Genomic DNA, 15,249 nt, shown 5'->3' with positions numbered 1-15,249 from the left:
AAAAGCGCCTTGCGGACCGCGGCCAGCCGCCGTCCGCAAGGCGCATCCCCCCGCGCGGGGATGCGGACTGCTTACTTTTCGATGACGTACTTGCCGTCCTTGGTCACGCTGACGATCGGCGCCTGGTCGGCGTCGTAGCCGGCGGGCTTGCCGGCGCGGTCGGTGGCCTGGCGGAACTTGAAGGCGCCGGTGGCGCCGGTCCACTGGACGGCGGGCAGCGCGTCACGCAGGGCGGCGCGATCCTTGGCCAGTTCGCCGGAGATCTTGGTGTTCTTCAGGGCCTGGGCGACGATGTACATGGCGTCGTACGACTGCGCGGCGAACTGGTCGGGCGCGCCGTTGAACTTGGCCTTGTAGGCGTCGATGAACTTGACGTTCTCGGGGGCCTTGTTCTCGATCGACCACGGGCTGCCGATCCACAGGTTGTTCGACGCGCCGCCGGGGGCCAGGTCGAAGATCTTGACCGAGTTCATGCCGTTGCCGCCGATGACGGGCACGTTGATGCCCAGTTGACGGGCCTGCACCATGATCGGGGCGCCTTCGGCCAGCAGCGCCGACAGCACGATGGCGTCGGGGTTGGTGCCCTTGATCTTGGTCAGCTGGGCCTTGAAGTCGACGTCGCCCTTGGCGAACGTTTCGGTCGTGGTGACCGGGATCTTCTGGTCTTCCAGGGCCTTCTTGAAGTTGTCGTAGCCGCTCTTGGTGAAGACGTCGTCGTTGCCGTACAGCACGGCCACGTTCTTCAGGCCGGTCTTGGCCTTGACGGTGGAGATGGTGGCCGGCAGCACGTCGGCTTCGGTGACCGAGTTGCGGAACACGTAGTTGCCGATCGAGGTGATGCCGTCGGCGGTGTTGGAGGTGCCGAAGGCGACCGTCTTGGCGGCCTGGGCGACCGGGTCGGCGGCCTGGGCCGAGTTCGACAGCGTCGGGCCGAAGACCATCAGGACGTTGTCCTTGAAGATCAGCTTCTTGAAGACGTTGATGGCTTCTTCTTTCTTGCCCTGCTCGTCCTCGACCACCAGCACGATCTTGTTGCCATTGATCCCGCCCGCGGCGTTGATCTCGTCGGCCGCCAGCTGGAAACCGTTGCGGATCGACACGCCGTACTGGGCGGCGCCGCCCGACAGGGCCTCGGCCACGCCCAGCTTGATGTCGGCCGCATGGGCAGCCGGGACGATACCGGCGGCGATCAGCGCGGCCAGCAGCTTCTTGGTCTTGGATTGCATGGTTGATACCACCTTAAAGTCTGTCTCGGAATGTTGGTTATCCAGGCCGGGATGTTCCCGCCGGATTGACGTCCAATGGCGCCTGAAGGCGTCACGTTTGCGCGTCAAGACCCGGGATATTACTCCTTTGTATCAGGCCGAAACTCGAATGCCGTTCAACAAAAGGAGCAAAACCGCCCATTTTTTTGTAAAAAACACGGGGTTATCAGCGAAAACCCCACCTCCAACCGAATGCCATTCGGCATCCGGACCTGCCATCAACTGCGCGCCGACAGCGCCACGCCCAGGTACTGGTCGTAGGCGCCGCTGGTCAGGCGGAACCAGGGCATCGCGCTGTCGCGAAAGCCCATGTAGTTGTCGTGGATCGCCTTGAACTTCGGGTCTTTCTCGCTCAAGTCCTTGTAGACCTGCAGGGACGCCTCGAACGCGGCGTCCATGACCGAGCGCGGCAAGGCGCGCACCTGCACGCCGGCCGCGACCAGCTGGGCCAGCGCGGCGGGATTGCGGGCGGCGTAGGCCGCCGTGGTGCGGGTGTGCGCGGCCAGGGCGGCGGCCTCGAGCACGGCCTGGTAGTGCTTGGGCAGCTTGGCCCAGGCCTCTTCATTGATATAGAGCGACAGCTGTTCGCTGGCGGCCCACCAGCTGGGACCGTAGTAGAACCTGGCGGTCTTGTTCAGGCCCAGCTTGCCGTCGTCGTAGGCGCCGGCGCCGGCCACGGCGTCCGGGCCCGTCTTGGCGGCGGCCTCGGCGGGCTTGGCACCATCGGCGGGCTTGGTCCCTTCGGCGGGCTTGGCCCCTTCGGCAGGTTTGGCCCCTTCGGCGGGCTTGGCCTCCTCGGCAGGTTTGACCCCCTCCGCAGGTTTGGCGGCTTCGGCGCCCTTCCCGTCGCCGGCCTGCGCGGCCGCTCCGGCCTGCTGCGGCGCCACGCCCAACTGCGCCAGCACCTGCGCCGCCAGGCCGTCAACGCGCATCTTCAGGTCTTTCAGGTCGGTGGCGCGCTTGATCTCGCGGTTGGACCACAGGCCCATCTGCGGACCGGTGTTGCCCAGCGGGAAGTTGATGATCTTCTGCGCCTTGAACAGTTCGCGCGTCAGGCGCAGGCCGTCGCCTTCGAGCATCCAGGCATTCATCTGACCCGCGTCGAGCCCGAACGGCACCGCCGAATCGAAGCAGAAGGCGGGGTTTTTGGCGAAGTAGATGCCTGATGAGACGTGGGCGCACTCGACCTTGGCGGCGCCGACCGCGTCCATCAGTTCCGCCGCGGGCGCGATCTCGCCGTCGGCCAGCTGGCGGATGCTGAACTTGCCGCCGGTGGCGTCGGAGACGAATTTGCGGAAGACCTCGCCGGCGCCGAAGCGCAGGTCCAGCGCGGCCGGGAAGCCGGACGCAAGGCGCCAGCTGATCGAGGGGGAATCCTGCGCCAGGGCGGGAGCGCTGATCGCCGCCCCCGTCGCCACGGCGCCCAGGCCGGCCTGCTTCAAGAATGAACGTCGTTGCATCTCTTTGCTCCTCTACAGCGATACCAGTTTGAGCAATACCCGCCGGATATTACACGTTGCAATCGGCCCTGGCGGCTAGAGGAATTCCCGAGCGATAAAGGATTGCAAAGACAGGCGCGGACCGGTTGCCGCGAGATCCGGCGCGAACGCCGTGGCCGCGCCAATGAAAACGCCCGCCGCCGGCACCCGAAGGTGCCGCGCAGGCGGGCGCAGGGGCGAGAAAACGGGACTCAGGTGCCCGCGATCGCCATCTGCTCGATCAGGATCGAGCCGGTGGTCTTGGTGCCGCGCGAGATGGTGTCGGCGCCCACCGCGACGATCTGGCGGAACATGTCCGACAGGTTGCCGGCGATGGTGATCTCCTGCACCGCATGCTGGATCTGGCCGTTCTCGACCCAGTAGCCGAACGCGCCGCGCGAGTAGTCGCCGGTGACGTAGTTCACGCCCTGGCCGATCAGCTCGGTGACCAGGAAGCCCGTGCCCATCTTCTTGAGCATGGCCTCGAAATCGTCGCCGCGGCGCGTCAGGGTGGAACTGAAGACCAGGTTGTGCGAGCCGCCGGCGTTGCCGGTGGTCTGCATGCCAAGCTTGCGCGCGGTGTAGGAGGACAGGAAATAGCCTTCCAGCACGCCCGCCGACACCACGCTGCGCTTGCGGGTGCGCACGCCTTCGTCATCGAACGGCGAGCTGCCCATGGCGCCGCGGATGTGCGGATCCTCGGTCAGGTTGATGTGGTCGGGGAAGATCGGCTTGCCCAGCGCGTCGAGCAGGAAACTGGCCTTGCGGTACAGCGCGCCGCCGTTGGCCGCCTGCGTCAGGGCGCCGACCAGGCCGAGCGCCAGCGGGGCCTCGAACAGGACCGGGAACTTGCCGGTGCGGATGCGGCGCGCCGACAGGCGCGACAGCGTGCGCTCGGCGGCGTAGCGGCCGACCGCCTCGGGCGTGGCCAGCTTGGCCGGATCGCGCTCGGAGGTGTACCAGTAGTCGCGCTGCATGCCGTTGCCGCGCCCGGCGATGGGCGCCACCGACAGGCTGTGGCGCGAATACGGGTAGCCGCCCAGGAAGCCACGGGTGTTGCCCATGACGAACTGGCCTTCGTAGGTGCCGACCGTGGCGCCATCGGTGTTGGTGATGCGCGCATCGACCTCGCGCGCGGCGCGTTCGGCGCGCAGCGCCAGCTCGGCGGCTTCCTCGGTGGATACCGTCCAGGCGCGATGCAGGTCGAGGTCGGGGAATTCGGTGGCCAGCTGGTCGGCGTCGGGCAGGCCGGCGGCCGGATCGGCGGCGGTGTGGCGGGCGATGTGCCAGGCGGCTTCGACCGTCTGGCGCAGCGCGGCTTCGGAGAAGTCGGAGGTCGAGGCGGAACCGCGGCTCTGGCCGGCGTAGACCGTCAGGTCGAGCGAGCGGTCACGGGTCTGTTCGACGGTCTCGATGTCGTTCTTGCGCACCGATACCGACAGGCCCAGGCTTTCGGAGACTTCGGCCGCGGCGTCCGAGGCGCCGATCTGGCGCGCGTAGGCCAGCGTTTGCTCGACGAGTTCGGAAAAACGCGCGTGATTGGCCGCCAGCGGCAAGGAGGAGGAGGATTTGACCATTGCTGTCCAATTTGCAGAGACGGTTATCATAGCCAAGTCTGTCATTGCGCAGTTTTCCATGAATTCCCATATCGAAGAAGAATCCACCGACGGCTACGACGAGAACGGCTACGATCGTCCCAGCAAGTCCCAGGTCAAGCGCGACATGCAAGCGCTGCTGGACCTGGGCAAGCAGCTGATCGAACTGTCCCCCGAACGCCTCAAGCAGTTGCCCCTGGCCGAACGCCTCTACGAGGCGATCCGCGAGGCGCAACGCACCACCAGCCGCGAAGGCCGGCGCCGCCAGACCCACTTCGTGGGCAAGCTGATGCGCGACGCGCCCGCCGACGAGATCCGCGCCCAGCTCGACGTCTGGGAAAACGGCTCGCGCGAGGAAACCGCGGCCATGCACCGCCTGGAAACCCTGCGCGACCGCCTGCTCGACGACGACGAAGCCCTGACCAAGCTGCTGAACGACAATCCGCAGGCGGATGTGCAGCAGCTGCGCGCGGTGATCCGCGCCGCCCGCAAGGAAAAGCTGGCCAACGCCGCCCTGCTGCAAGGCCAGGAACCGCAGAAGAAGCACTACCGCGCGCTGTTCCAGACCCTCAAGACCCTCACCCACTGATCGCGCCCGCCGTCCATGAACGCCCCGACCGACCTGCTCGATTGCATCGAGATCGAAACCGCCCCCAACCCCACGCACGCCGTGATCTGGCTGCACGGCCTGGGCGCCGACGGCAACGACTTCGCGCCCATCGTGCCGGAGTTGGACCTGCCGGCCGGCCTGGGCGTGCGCTTCGTCTTCCCCAATGCCCCGGTGCAGCGCGTCACCATCAACAATGGCATGGCGATGCGCTCCTGGTACGACATCCTGGTGATGGACCTGGTGCGGGTGGAAGACGCCAAGGGCATTCGCGCCTCGGAAGCCGCGATCCACAAGCTGATCGCGCGCGAGAACGCGCGCGGCATCCCGACCTCGAACATCGTGCTGGCGGGCTTCTCGCAAGGCTGCGCCATGACCCTGCACACGGGCCTGCGCCTGCGGGACAAGCTGGCCGGCATGATGGGCCTGTCGGGCTACCTGCCGCTGCTGGCCAGCGCCGAGGCCGAGCGCGCGCCGGCCAACCAGCGCACCCCGATCTTCCTGGCCCATGGCCTGTATGACCCGGTGGTGTCGCTGCCGCGCGCCGAGGCCTCGCGAGCCGAGCTGGAACGCCTGGGCTACGACGTGCGCTGGCACACCTACCCCATGCCGCACTCGGTCTGCGCCGAGGAAGTGGCCGACATCTCGCGCTTTCTGAACCAGGTCCTGGCCTGACGCGGGCGGCGCGCGCCGCCGCCTTCCCCCCCCGGGCCCGGATTCTCCGGGCCATTCCAACGGGGGACTCCCCTGCTTTGTATACCAAGTGGTATTCCAGCTCCGGATTTTCCGGCGCTGCCTGATGCTCGCCCCTAGAGAAAACGCCAATATCAAAACGCTTGTGGGCCGTGATTGTTGAATATAGTATTCAATCACGCCGTATCGGCCCGGGCGAGAAAGTGTTCGGGCTTCCCTGTTGTTGCAGTCGATCCATCCCATTGGCCGTGTCGCGCCGGGTTTCGGCGAGGCATTCAGACGCAGGAGAAAGTCCCGTGAAGCCCTTGCCATCGCCCCGCCGGGCAGCCGTGGCGCTGCTTGCCGCGTGCGCCGCCGCGCTCGCCCCCTTCGCCAGCCAAGGCGAAGCCCTGAATCCCCCCGTGAAAGTGCGCTACGAAGAGGTGGTCCGCTCCATCCTCTACGTGCCCAAGTATGTCGCCCTGTCGCAGGGCTACTTCAAGGACGCCGGGCTGGACGTGTCCATGAAGACCTCGCAGGGCACCGACAAGGGCATGACCGCCCTGCTGTCCGGCAGCGCCGACATCGTCCTGATCGGGCCCGAGGCCTCGATCTACGTGCAGAACAGCGAATCGCCGGTCAAGCCCAAGATCTTCGCCGGACTGACCGCCACCGACGGCTTCTTCCTGCTGGCGCGCAAGCCGGTCGAGAAATTCGACTGGAGCATGCTCAAGGGCAAGGAGGTGATCGGCTTCCGGCCCGGGTCGAACCCCATCGTGTTCCTGGAGACCGCGCTGCGCAAGCACGGCCTGGACCCGCAGAAGGACGTCAAGCTGCTCAACAACATCGGCATCCCCGCGCGCGCCGGCGCCTGGATGGCCGGCCAGGGCGAGTACGGCATCTTCCTGGAACCCGAGGCCGGCGAACTGGTGCGCAACGGCAAGGGCTACATCGTGGCCTCGGTCGGCCATGAGGTCGGCCAGGTGGACTACACGGTCTTCACCGCCACCGACAAGTACATCCGCGACAACCCCAAGGTGATCCAGGCCTGGACCAATGTGGTGGCGCGCGCCGAGAAATACGTCAAGGACACGCCGGCGGCCACGCTGGCGCCGCAGATCATGACCTACTTCCCCGGCATGGACGCGGCCGCGGTGACCGACGCCATCGAACGCTACAAGCAGTACCAGATCTGGAAGACCACGCCGCTGGTGACGGCCGAGGCCATGAACCAGCTGCAGGACATGCTGATCGCCAGCGCGGTGATGAAGGACGGCGCTCGCGTCAAATACGAAGACGTGGTGGTGGCCGACTTCGCCAGGAAGGTGCCGTGATGAGCGCCGTCGTCCACAACCTCAAGCCGGACCCGGCCACCTCCAAGATCGAACTGCGCGATGTCTGCCTGAGCTATTTCACGCCGGAGGGCGAGACCGAAGCGCTGTCGCAGGTGTCGTTCGCGCTGGCGCCGGGCGAATTCGTCAGCCTGATCGGCCAGAGCGGCTGTGGCAAGAGCACGCTGCTGTCGCTGATCGCCGGCCTGCACGCGCCGACCTCGGGCACGGTGATGATCGACGGTCAGGCGGTCACCGAACCCAATCCGCGCATCGGCTACATGCTGCAGCAGGACTACCTTTTCGAGTGGCGCACCATTCTCGACAACGTCATGCTGGGCGCCGAGATCCAGGGCCGGCGCGATGCGCGCAGCGAGGCCCGGGCCGTGCACCTGCTGGAAAAGTGCGGGCTGGGCGCGTTCCTGTCGCACACGCCGCGCCAGCTGTCGGGCGGCATGCGCCAGCGCGCGGCGCTGGCGCGCACGCTGGTGACCGAGCCCGACGTGATCCTGCTGGATGAGCCGTTCTCGGCGCTCGACTCGCAGACCCGGCTGGCGATCTCCGACGAGGTCGTCGACATCCTGCGGCGCGAAGGCAAGACGGTGGTGCTGGTGACCCACGATATCGGAGAGGCCATCGCCATGACCGACCGCGTCATCGTGCTGTCGCGCCGGCCCGGCCGGCTCAAGAGCCAATACCGCATCCATTATGGCGACGGCGCACGGCCGACGCCGTTCCAGGCCCGCTCGCGGCCGGAATTCAATGCCTACTTCAAGCAGCTCTGGGACGAGCTGGACGTCCATGTGGAGGGTTGAGCCGTGAACGCACCGATTGCCAACACCGTGCCGCTGCGCGCCGTGCCCGCGCCCAGCCAGAAGTACCAGGACTACCTGCGGCGCGACCGCGCCCGCCGCCGCAACATCCGCATCGCCCAGGCGCTGCTGCTGGTGGTGTTCCTGTGCGCCTGGGAGATCCTGCCGCGCATGCACATCCTGAACCCGCTGCTGACCAGCTATCCGAGCGCGCTGTGGCCGACCTTCCTGGAGCTGTGGAGCCAGGGCAACCTGGCGCACCACATCCTCACCACGCTGTCGGCCACGCTGGTCGGCTTCACGCTCAGCATGGTGATCGGCATCATCGTCGCCGCCGCGCTGTGGTGGTCGGACTTCCTGTACAAGGTGCTCGATCCGTTCCTGGTGGTGGCCAACGCCATGCCCAAGATCGCCTTCGTGCCGATCTTCTACCTGTGGCTGGGCTCGGACTACGCGGTCTACGGCATGGCCGTGGCGATCGCGGTGTTCGTGACCATCATGGTGGTGTACGCCGGCTTTCGCGCCATCGACCTGAACAAGGTCAAGCTGGCCCGCACCTTCGGCGCCAGCCGCTGGCAGGTGCTGACCAAGGTGGTGCTGCCCGGCAGCGTGCCGACCCTGATCGCCGCGGTGAAGATGAACATCGGCCTGGCGCTGGTGGGCGTCATCGTCGGCGAATTCCAGTCGGCCGACTCGGGCCTGGGCTTTCTCATCATGAACGGCAGCCAGGTCTTCAAGCTGAACATCGTCATGACCGCCATCGCCATGCTGGCGCTGATCTCCAGCGTCATGTACCTGGTGGTGTACCGCATCGAAGCCGCCGTGGCGCGGCGCTACGGATAAGGAACCGCCATGCAGATTCCGCAATGGGTCCAGGACCGCGTCATCGCCCGCCAGGGCTGCCTGCATCCCTACGACAGCCTGCCCGGCGCCCGCACCGCGGTGGTGGTGATCGACATGCAGCAGTACTTCACGCTGCCTGGCTATCAGGGCGAATGCGCCGCGGCGCGCGACATCATCGCGCCGGTCAACCGCCTGTGCGACGCGGTGCGCGCGGCCGGCGGCACGGTGGTCTGGGTGCAGACCGCGTCCGACAACGCCGACGCCTTCTGGTCGCACCACCATGGCGTAATGCTGACGCCGGAGCGCAGCGCGCGGCGCCTGGAAACCCTGCGCCGCGATGCGCCGGGTTTCGCCCTGCATCCGGACCTGCGGCCGGCCGACAGCGACCTGTGCGTGACCAAGCGCTTCTACAGCGCCATGGCCACGGGCTCGTCGGAACTGGAGCCGCTGCTGCGCGGACGCGGCGTGGACACGCTGCTGATCGCCGGCACGGTCACCAACGTCTGCTGCGAATCGACCGCGCGCGACGCGATGATGCGCGACTTCCGCACCATCATGGTGGACGACGCGCTGGCCGCGGTGACGCCCGCCGAGCACGAAAACGCCCTGCATGGCTGGCTGCTGTTCTTCGGCGACGTGCTGTCGGTAGATGAGGTGTCGACGCGGCTGCGGCCGGCGCAGGCCGCGCGCAAGACGGCCTGATTTGGCCTGATATCAGGCGGGAGATGCCGCCGCGGACAGGGCGCGGTCCGCCAGGGATACGGCGCCGGCACCGGCCGGCGCCGGCTCAGTCCAGGTCCAGCCAGACCCGCCGCATGGTCGGGTCCTCCGGATCCGGATCGTTGGTGAACCCCAGGCTGGTCATCAGCGACAGCATCGGCCGGTTGGTCGACAGCACCAGGCCGTCGATGTATTCCAGCCCCTGCTCGCGCGCCGCGTCGATCAGCGCCGTCATCAGCTGCCGGCCCAGGCCGCGCCGCTGCCAATCGTCGCCGATCACCAGCGCGTATTCCGCGCCGCGCCCGTCGGGGTTGCGCAGGTAGTGCGCGAAACCGACCAGCACTTCGTGCGGATGGCCGCGGTTGGCCGGGTTGGGCACCTGGGTGGCGGCCACCAGCGCCAGCTCGCGGTGGTAGTCCACCTGGGTGTAGCGCGACACCATGCGCGGCGTCAGCTCGCGCATCATCGACACGAAGCGCATGTAGCGCGAACGCTCCGACAGGCCGCGGATGAAGTCCTGCAGCGGCTGGCCGTCCTCGGGGCGGATCGGCCGCAGCACCCACGGGATGCCGTCGGCGAAGCGGCGCACCTGCACCAGGCGCGCCGGGTACGGGTGGATCGCCATGTGTGGATAACCGGCGGTCTGCGGCGTCTCGCAGCCCGGCGTCTCGGCCAGCATCATGCGCAGGCCGCCGGCGCGCAGATGGGTTTCGCCGGCATAGAGCGGATCGATGTCGAGCGTCTCGATGTCCGGCAGCTCCGACACCATCTCCGAGACCAGCACCAGCGCCTGCTGCAGCGCCTCGGCGGCCAGGTGACCGACGCGCGGCGCCAGCACCCGACGCCACAGGCGGCTGCGCTCGATCATCTGGCGCGCCAGGAAGCCGTTGAGGGGCGGCAGGTCGATGCCGCGATCGGATTGCGACAACACCGCGTCCGGGCCGCCGGCGCCGAAGCGGATGACCGGCCCGAACTGCGGATCGCGCCGCACCCGGATCGCCATGGGGCGGGACTCCGGCTCGGCGGCCGCCACGTCCACCGGCATGTCGCGCAGCGGCACGTAGAACAGCGCCAGCAGCGCGCGGATCTCCGCGGTATTCAGTTCGCGCCGGCAATCGGCCCGCACCCGCGCCAGGATCTCGCGGGCGGCGCCCAGGTCGGGCACGTGGGTGGCCGGCTCGGGCGGCTGGGTCTGCAGCAGCAGTTGCTGGTTGTAGTGGTGCGTGGCCAGCACGCCGAAGGCGTCGGCCGCGGATTCGGGCGTGCGGAACGCCGAGGTGCCGGCGTCGTCCAGCATGCGCCGCAACGGCCGCATGCCGGCATCGCCCATGAAGCAGGTGACCACCGGTTTCTTGGCCTTGGGCGCGATCAGCGCCAGCTCGCGCGCCACCGCCGGCATGTCGGCCAGCGCGTCGGGCGCCAGCAGCACCAGCACGCCGTCCACGCCAGTGTCGTCCAGCACCACATCGAGAATGGCACGGATGCGTTCCGGCGTCAGCGGCACGTAGGTGATGACCGGATTGGTGCTAGCCGCGTCCGGCTCCAGCATCGCCGCCAGCGCGCGCTGCGTGGCCGGCGCCAGGTCGGCCCGCAGCACCGCGGCGTCCGGGCCGATCAGGTCCATGGCCAGTTGGGGAGGCCCGCTGCCGTTGGAGATCAGCGCCACGCGCCGGCCCTTGGGACGGCGCGTGTAACCCAGCACCTTGACCGCCGAGAACAGCTGCACGAAGTAGCGCACCCGCACCGCGCCGGCGCGCCGCAGGGCGGCATCGAAGATGGCGTCGGCGCTGTCGGTGTCGGCGCGGCCGGCCTTGAGCACGATGACCGGCTTGACGCTGGCCGCGGCCCGCAGCGTGCTCATGAATTCGCGCGCCGGGCCCACGTCTTCCAGGTACAGCACGATGCTGTCGGTGCGCGGGTCGCTGGCCAGGTAGTCCAGCACCTTGGACAGGCCCACCACCGCCTCGTCGCCCAACGACACGGCGGTGGAAAAGCCGATGTGCACGTCCTCGGCCCAGTCCATGACGGCCGCCATGATGGAGCGCGACTGCGCCAGCAGCGCCACGCGGCCGGCGCGCGCCAGCACCGGGTGCTGGCTCAGGTTCAGGCCGGCATGCGGCCGCTGGGCGCCGAACGAGCGCGGCCCCAGCAGTTCGCAGCGGTTTTCCTCGGCCCAGGCGCGGCACAGCGCCAGCGTGCCGCGCGGATACGGATCGGGCAGCTCGTGCGGCAGCAGGATGACCGCGCGCGGCGCCAGCGGCGCCAGCCGGCGCAGGGTCTCGGGCAGCACGGCGGGCGAGACGCAAACCAGGGCCAGATCGGGCCGCTCGCCGGCGGCCAGGCCCTGGAGCGCGGCCGGCAGGTCGGGCGCGGCGCCGGTTTCGCAGGCCACCACCGTGGTTTTCGCCTTGAGCGCGGGCGACAGGGAGCCCGCCGCCGGCAGCGGCCGATCGGCGACGATCACCAGCGAACCAGGTTCGAACATCGGGGCAAGAGCGTGTCGCAGCATGGCGGGAACAGGCACTAATCTAAAATAGCGTTCATCGTAACAAGACAACCCCCACGTCCGCTTGATCCAGGCCGGGTCCGCCGCCGCTTCGTGGCGCCGCTGCCGCTATCATTGGTTCCTATGACTTCCAACGCCTCCTCCCCCATCCGTACCCGCTTCGCGCCTTCGCCCACGGGCTTCCTGCACCTGGGCGGCGCCCGCACCGCGCTGTTCTCCTGGGCCTTCGCGCGCCACCACAAGGGCACATTCGTGCTACGCATCGAAGACACGGACGTCGAACGCTCCACGCCGGAAGCGGTGCAGGCCATCCTGGACAGCATGGACTGGCTCGGCATGCAGCCGGACGAAGGCCCGTTCTACCAGATGCAGCGCATGGACCGCTACCGCGAAGTGGTGGCGCAGATGCTGACCGCCGGCACCGCCTACCACTGCTACAGCTCGCCCGAGGAAGTCGAGGCCATGCGCGAGGCCGCCCGCGCCCGCGGCGACAAGCCGCGCTACGACGGCACCTGGCGCCCCGAGGCCGGCAAGACCCTGCCGCCGGTGCCCGAAGGCCGCAAGCCCGTGGTGCGCTTCAAGAATCCCCAGGACGGCGCCACCGCCTGGAACGACATGGTCAAGGGCCCCATCAGCTTCGACAACACCGAGCTGGACGACCTGATCATCGCGCGCCCGGACGGCACCCCCACCTACAACTTCTGCGTGGTGGTGGACGACTGGGACATGGGCATCACCCACGTGCTGCGCGGCGACGACCACGTCAACAACACCCCGCGCCAGATCAACATCCTGCGCGCGCTGGGCGCCACCCTGCCCGAATACGGCCACGTGCCCATGATCCTCGGCCCGGACGGCGAAAAGCTGTCCAAGCGCCACGGCGCGGTCAACGTCATGGAATACGACAACGAGGGCTACCTGCCCGAGGCCATGATCAACTACCTGGCGCGCCTGGGCTGGAGCCACGGCGACGACGAACTCTTCAGCCGCGACCAGCTGGTGGAATGGTTCGACACCCGCCACCTGTCCAAGTCGGCCTCGCAGTGGGACCCGAAGAAGCTGAACTGGGTCAACGCCCACTACATCAAGCAGATGGACAACGCCGAACTGGCCGAACGCGTGGCGCCGCGCGTCGCCCATCGCGGCGGCTATCCGGAAAAGATCGACCTGCCGGGCGTGATGGGCCTGCTCAAGGACCGCGCCGAGACCCTGGAACAGCTGGCCGACGGCGCCATGCTGTTCTGCGGTGAATTCAAGCCGGCCGCGCCGGAGCTGGTCGAACAGCACCTGACCGCCGCCGCGCGCGAGGCGCTGGCCGACTTCGCCCAGCGCGCCCAGGGCGCCGACTGGACCCGCGAGGCCATCTCGGCGCTGATCAAGGCGGTGCTGGCCGACCGCGGCCTGAAGATGCCGCAACTGGCGATCCCGCTGCGCGTGGCCGTCACCGGCCAGACCCAGACGCCCGCGGTCGACGCGGTGCTGGCCCTGCTGGGCAAGGACGTCGTGATCAAGCGCCTGGCCGCCATCTGATCGGACTTCCCGTCCACGAAAAAGCCCCGTCCGGCCTGGCCGTTCGGGGCTTTTCTTTGGCCTCGCGGGCCGGCGCCGCGCGGCTGCCGTCGCCCTAGGCGGCCTTGGGCCGCGTCTTCAATGCCCGCGAGAAGAACGCGCCCAGCAACGGCAGCAGCACGGCCGAACCGCCGAACAGCACCGCCGCGCCGGCCTCGTCCACCACCGAGCCGGCCAGCGCCACGCCCGCCGCCTGCCCCATGAACAGGCAGGACGCGAACCAGGCCACCGCCGTGCCGCGCGCCGACGGCACCATCTGGGTGGCGTTGGTCTGCAGCGTCGCGTGCAGCAGGTAGTAGCCAAAGCCCGCCAGCACGCTGGCCAGCAGGCTCCACAGCCATACCGGCCCCAGCAGGTACGACAGGAAGGCCACCCCCAGCACCAGACCGCCCGCCACCGCCAGGCCGCGTTCGCCCAGCCGCTTGAGGATGCGGCCCGCCACCACCGTGTACAGCAGCCCGCCCACCGCATAGACCGCCACCAGCGCGCCGGCCGCGGTCAGCGAGATATCGAAGCGCTCATGCAGGTAGGACGGCGCGAACGCCAGGGCGCCGAACACCAGCAGGCCCTCGATGAACACCGTGGCCAGCACCACCCGCGCCCAGGGCGTGCCCAGCACCAGCCGCGCCTGCGCCACGAAGCCCTGGCGCGGCGCGTTCGGATCGACCACGCCCAGCCCCAGCGCGCGCTGGCGCCGCACTTCCCGATGCAGCAGCGCGCCCACCACCAGATAGCCGCCCACCAGCGCCGCGAAGGCCCAGCGCCAACCCAGCGTGTCGGCGAACAGGCCGCCGGCCAGCTGGCCGGCCGCCATGCCCAGGATGGTGCCGGTCAGGAACCGCGCCAGCGTCGCCTGGCGGCGCTCATAGGGCACGGTGTCGCCGATCCAGGCCATCGACAGCGGCACGATGCCGGCGCCAGCGGCCCCCGAGAGCGCGCGGCACAACACCAGCGCGTCCAGCGTCTCGGCCGCGAAGGCGCCGGCGCTGCCCAGCGCGCAGGCGAACGTCGCCACGCTGACGACGCGGTACTTGCCGTAGCGGTCGCCGACCGGGCCGAAGAACATCTGCAGCACGCCGTAGGCCACCGCGAACGCGGTCACCGCGCGCGCGGCCTGGCCGGTGGAGGCGCCAAACTCGGCGGCCAGCTGCGGCAGCATGGGATCACAGATACGGAAGGCGCTGGCGCTGACGAAAGCGGCCAGGGCAAGCAGCGCAATGGCGCGCGCTTCGGAAGAGAGGGCGGGCATGGAGGGCCGGCGGCGGATGGAGGACGAAGTCCGCACCTTACCGCAGCCCCGGGCGCTTGGCGACGCCGGCGGCGCGATTGCGTCCGCCCGGCGTTACGTCCGGCCAGCGGCCGGACGGCCCCGGGGATCAATACGGCAGGCGGTAGCCCTGCGGCATGCGGCGGGCGGTCACGACCTGGCCACCGCTCCTGAGCTCGCGCAGCGTCAGCTTGGCCTGTTCGACCTTCTCGACGCGGTAGCGGTTGATGTAGATCGGATCGCCGGCATCGACGAGCTCGCCGTTCGATTGCGTGGTCTGCATCGTGTAGACGCCGTCCACCACGCTCCAGCAACCCGTCTCGCGCAGCGCCGGCCGGGTCTTGCGGCCGATCTTCAGCTGCGTCTCATAGGCCATGCGGCCGTCGGGATACAGCACCGTGAGCGCCTGCAGGTCGCCGCTGACGCCCTTTGGCTTGGAATTCGAATACCAGGTGCCGACCATGGGCTCACCGCTCTTGGCCGGCACGCACGCGATCGGCTTGGGCGGCCCTTCCGGCTGGGCCTCGGTAATGGCGGCGGGTTTGCGGGTGACGCAACCGGCCAGGATCAGAAGGGCGCAAGCC

At 68.7% G+C, this 15,249-nt stretch carries 13 protein-coding genes; 7 read left to right on the top strand and 6 right to left on the bottom strand.

Translation table 11 applies throughout. The features are described from left to right. Positions 1-71: 71 nt before the first annotated feature. The 3 genes from AOZ53_RS21035 to pmbA form a co-directional block, all read right to left on the bottom strand. Entirely contained in the window at positions 72-1,226 is a 1,155-nt protein-coding gene (locus AOZ53_RS21035) for an ABC transporter substrate-binding protein (protein ID WP_054432817.1), read from the bottom strand. A 257-nt stretch (positions 1,227-1,483) separates the two neighbouring features. After that, on the bottom strand, positions 1,484-2,725 hold the full coding sequence (locus AOZ53_RS21030; protein ID WP_054489180.1) for a TRAP transporter substrate-binding protein: 1,242 nt from the start codon (positions 2,723-2,725) through the stop codon (positions 1,484-1,486). Between the two features lie 230 nt (positions 2,726-2,955). After that, the gene (gene pmbA, locus AOZ53_RS21025; RefSeq protein WP_054432819.1) at positions 2,956-4,320 is read right to left on the bottom strand and encodes a metalloprotease PmbA; all 1,365 of its coding nucleotides are present in this window, start codon (positions 4,318-4,320) and stop codon (positions 2,956-2,958) included. Between the two features lie 58 nt (positions 4,321-4,378). On the opposite strand from pmbA, the gene yjgA reads away from it, so the two are divergent. The 6 genes from yjgA to AOZ53_RS20995 all read left to right on the top strand — a co-directional run bounded on the left by yjgA (position 4,379) and on the right by AOZ53_RS20995 (position 9,305). Next, positions 4,379-4,927 (top strand): ribosome biogenesis factor YjgA, encoded by a 549-nt coding sequence (gene yjgA, locus AOZ53_RS21020; RefSeq protein ID WP_054489178.1) that lies wholly within the window; start codon positions 4,379-4,381, stop codon positions 4,925-4,927. 15 nt (positions 4,928-4,942) lie between these two features. Continuing rightward, positions 4,943-5,620: an alpha/beta hydrolase gene (locus AOZ53_RS21015; protein WP_054432821.1), complete on the top strand. Its 678-nt coding sequence runs from the start codon at positions 4,943-4,945 to the stop codon at positions 5,618-5,620. 314 nt (positions 5,621-5,934) lie between these two features. After that, positions 5,935-6,951, top strand: a complete 1,017-nt coding sequence (locus AOZ53_RS21010) for an ABC transporter substrate-binding protein (protein ID WP_054489176.1) — start codon at positions 5,935-5,937, stop codon at positions 6,949-6,951. Next, positions 6,951-7,763 (top strand): ABC transporter ATP-binding protein, encoded by an 813-nt coding sequence (locus AOZ53_RS21005; RefSeq protein WP_054432823.1) that lies wholly within the window; start codon positions 6,951-6,953, stop codon positions 7,761-7,763. Before AOZ53_RS21010 ends, AOZ53_RS21005 begins: the two co-directional genes overlap by 1 nt. 3 nt (positions 7,764-7,766) lie before the next feature. After that, positions 7,767-8,603, top strand: a complete 837-nt coding sequence (locus AOZ53_RS21000; protein ID WP_054432824.1) for an ABC transporter permease — start codon at positions 7,767-7,769, stop codon at positions 8,601-8,603. A 9-nt stretch (positions 8,604-8,612) separates the two neighbouring features. After that, the gene (locus tag AOZ53_RS20995) at positions 8,613-9,305 is read left to right on the top strand and encodes a cysteine hydrolase family protein (protein WP_054432825.1); all 693 of its coding nucleotides are present in this window, start codon (positions 8,613-8,615) and stop codon (positions 9,303-9,305) included. 85 nt (positions 9,306-9,390) lie between these two features. On the opposite strand, the gene AOZ53_RS20990 is transcribed toward AOZ53_RS20995, so the two are convergent. After that, a complete protein-coding gene (locus AOZ53_RS20990; protein WP_054432826.1) occupies positions 9,391-11,832 on the bottom strand; it encodes a bifunctional acetate--CoA ligase family protein/GNAT family N-acetyltransferase in 2,442 nt (813 codons plus the stop codon). Between the two features lie 120 nt (positions 11,833-11,952). Between AOZ53_RS20990 and gltX the strand changes: the two genes are divergently transcribed. After that, a complete protein-coding gene (gltX, locus tag AOZ53_RS20985; RefSeq protein ID WP_054478336.1) occupies positions 11,953-13,359 on the top strand; it encodes a glutamate--tRNA ligase in 1,407 nt (468 codons plus the stop codon). Between the two features lie 94 nt (positions 13,360-13,453). Here gltX and AOZ53_RS20980 read toward each other — a convergent pair whose 3' ends face one another. Next, a complete protein-coding gene (locus tag AOZ53_RS20980; protein WP_054432828.1) occupies positions 13,454-14,647 on the bottom strand; it encodes an MFS transporter in 1,194 nt (397 codons plus the stop codon). A 127-nt stretch (positions 14,648-14,774) separates the two neighbouring features. Beyond that, the gene (locus AOZ53_RS20975) at positions 14,775-15,236 is read right to left on the bottom strand and encodes a hypothetical protein (RefSeq protein ID WP_054489227.1); all 462 of its coding nucleotides are present in this window, start codon (positions 15,234-15,236) and stop codon (positions 14,775-14,777) included. Between the last annotated feature and the right edge of the window lie 13 nt (positions 15,237-15,249).

Origin of the sequence: Achromobacter sp. 2789STDY5608621 (assembly GCF_001299375.1) — a bacterium.
GTDB classification, from domain to species: Bacteria; Pseudomonadota; Gammaproteobacteria; order Burkholderiales; family Burkholderiaceae_B; genus Achromobacter; species Achromobacter insuavis.
The sequence above is the reverse complement of the archived record's forward strand: the minus strand, read 5'-3'. Positions and strand labels throughout refer to the sequence as shown.

What these genes read in the sequence shown, in the direction of transcription:
- pmbA (WP_054432819.1), bottom strand. Translation starts at nt 4,320, where the DNA reads ATGGTCAAATCCTCCTCCTCCTTGCCGCTGGCGGCCAATCACGCGCGT.
- AOZ53_RS21005 (WP_054432823.1), top strand. Translation starts at nt 6,951, where the DNA reads ATGAGCGCCGTCGTCCACAACCTCAAGCCGGACCCGGCCACCTCCAAG.
- yjgA (WP_054489178.1), top strand. Translation starts at nt 4,379, where the DNA reads ATGAATTCCCATATCGAAGAAGAATCCACCGACGGCTACGACGAGAAC.
- AOZ53_RS20980 (WP_054432828.1), bottom strand. Translation starts at nt 14,647, where the DNA reads ATGCCCGCCCTCTCTTCCGAAGCGCGCGCCATTGCGCTGCTTGCCCTG.
- gltX (WP_054478336.1), top strand. Translation starts at nt 11,953, where the DNA reads ATGACTTCCAACGCCTCCTCCCCCATCCGTACCCGCTTCGCGCCTTCG.
- AOZ53_RS20995 (WP_054432825.1), top strand. Translation starts at nt 8,613, where the DNA reads ATGCAGATTCCGCAATGGGTCCAGGACCGCGTCATCGCCCGCCAGGGC.
- AOZ53_RS21030 (WP_054489180.1), bottom strand. Translation starts at nt 2,725, where the DNA reads ATGCAACGACGTTCATTCTTGAAGCAGGCCGGCCTGGGCGCCGTGGCG.
- AOZ53_RS21015 (WP_054432821.1), top strand. Translation starts at nt 4,943, where the DNA reads ATGAACGCCCCGACCGACCTGCTCGATTGCATCGAGATCGAAACCGCC.
- AOZ53_RS20990 (WP_054432826.1), bottom strand. Translation starts at nt 11,832, where the DNA reads ATGCTGCGACACGCTCTTGCCCCGATGTTCGAACCTGGTTCGCTGGTG.
- AOZ53_RS21035 (WP_054432817.1), bottom strand. Translation starts at nt 1,226, where the DNA reads ATGCAATCCAAGACCAAGAAGCTGCTGGCCGCGCTGATCGCCGCCGGT.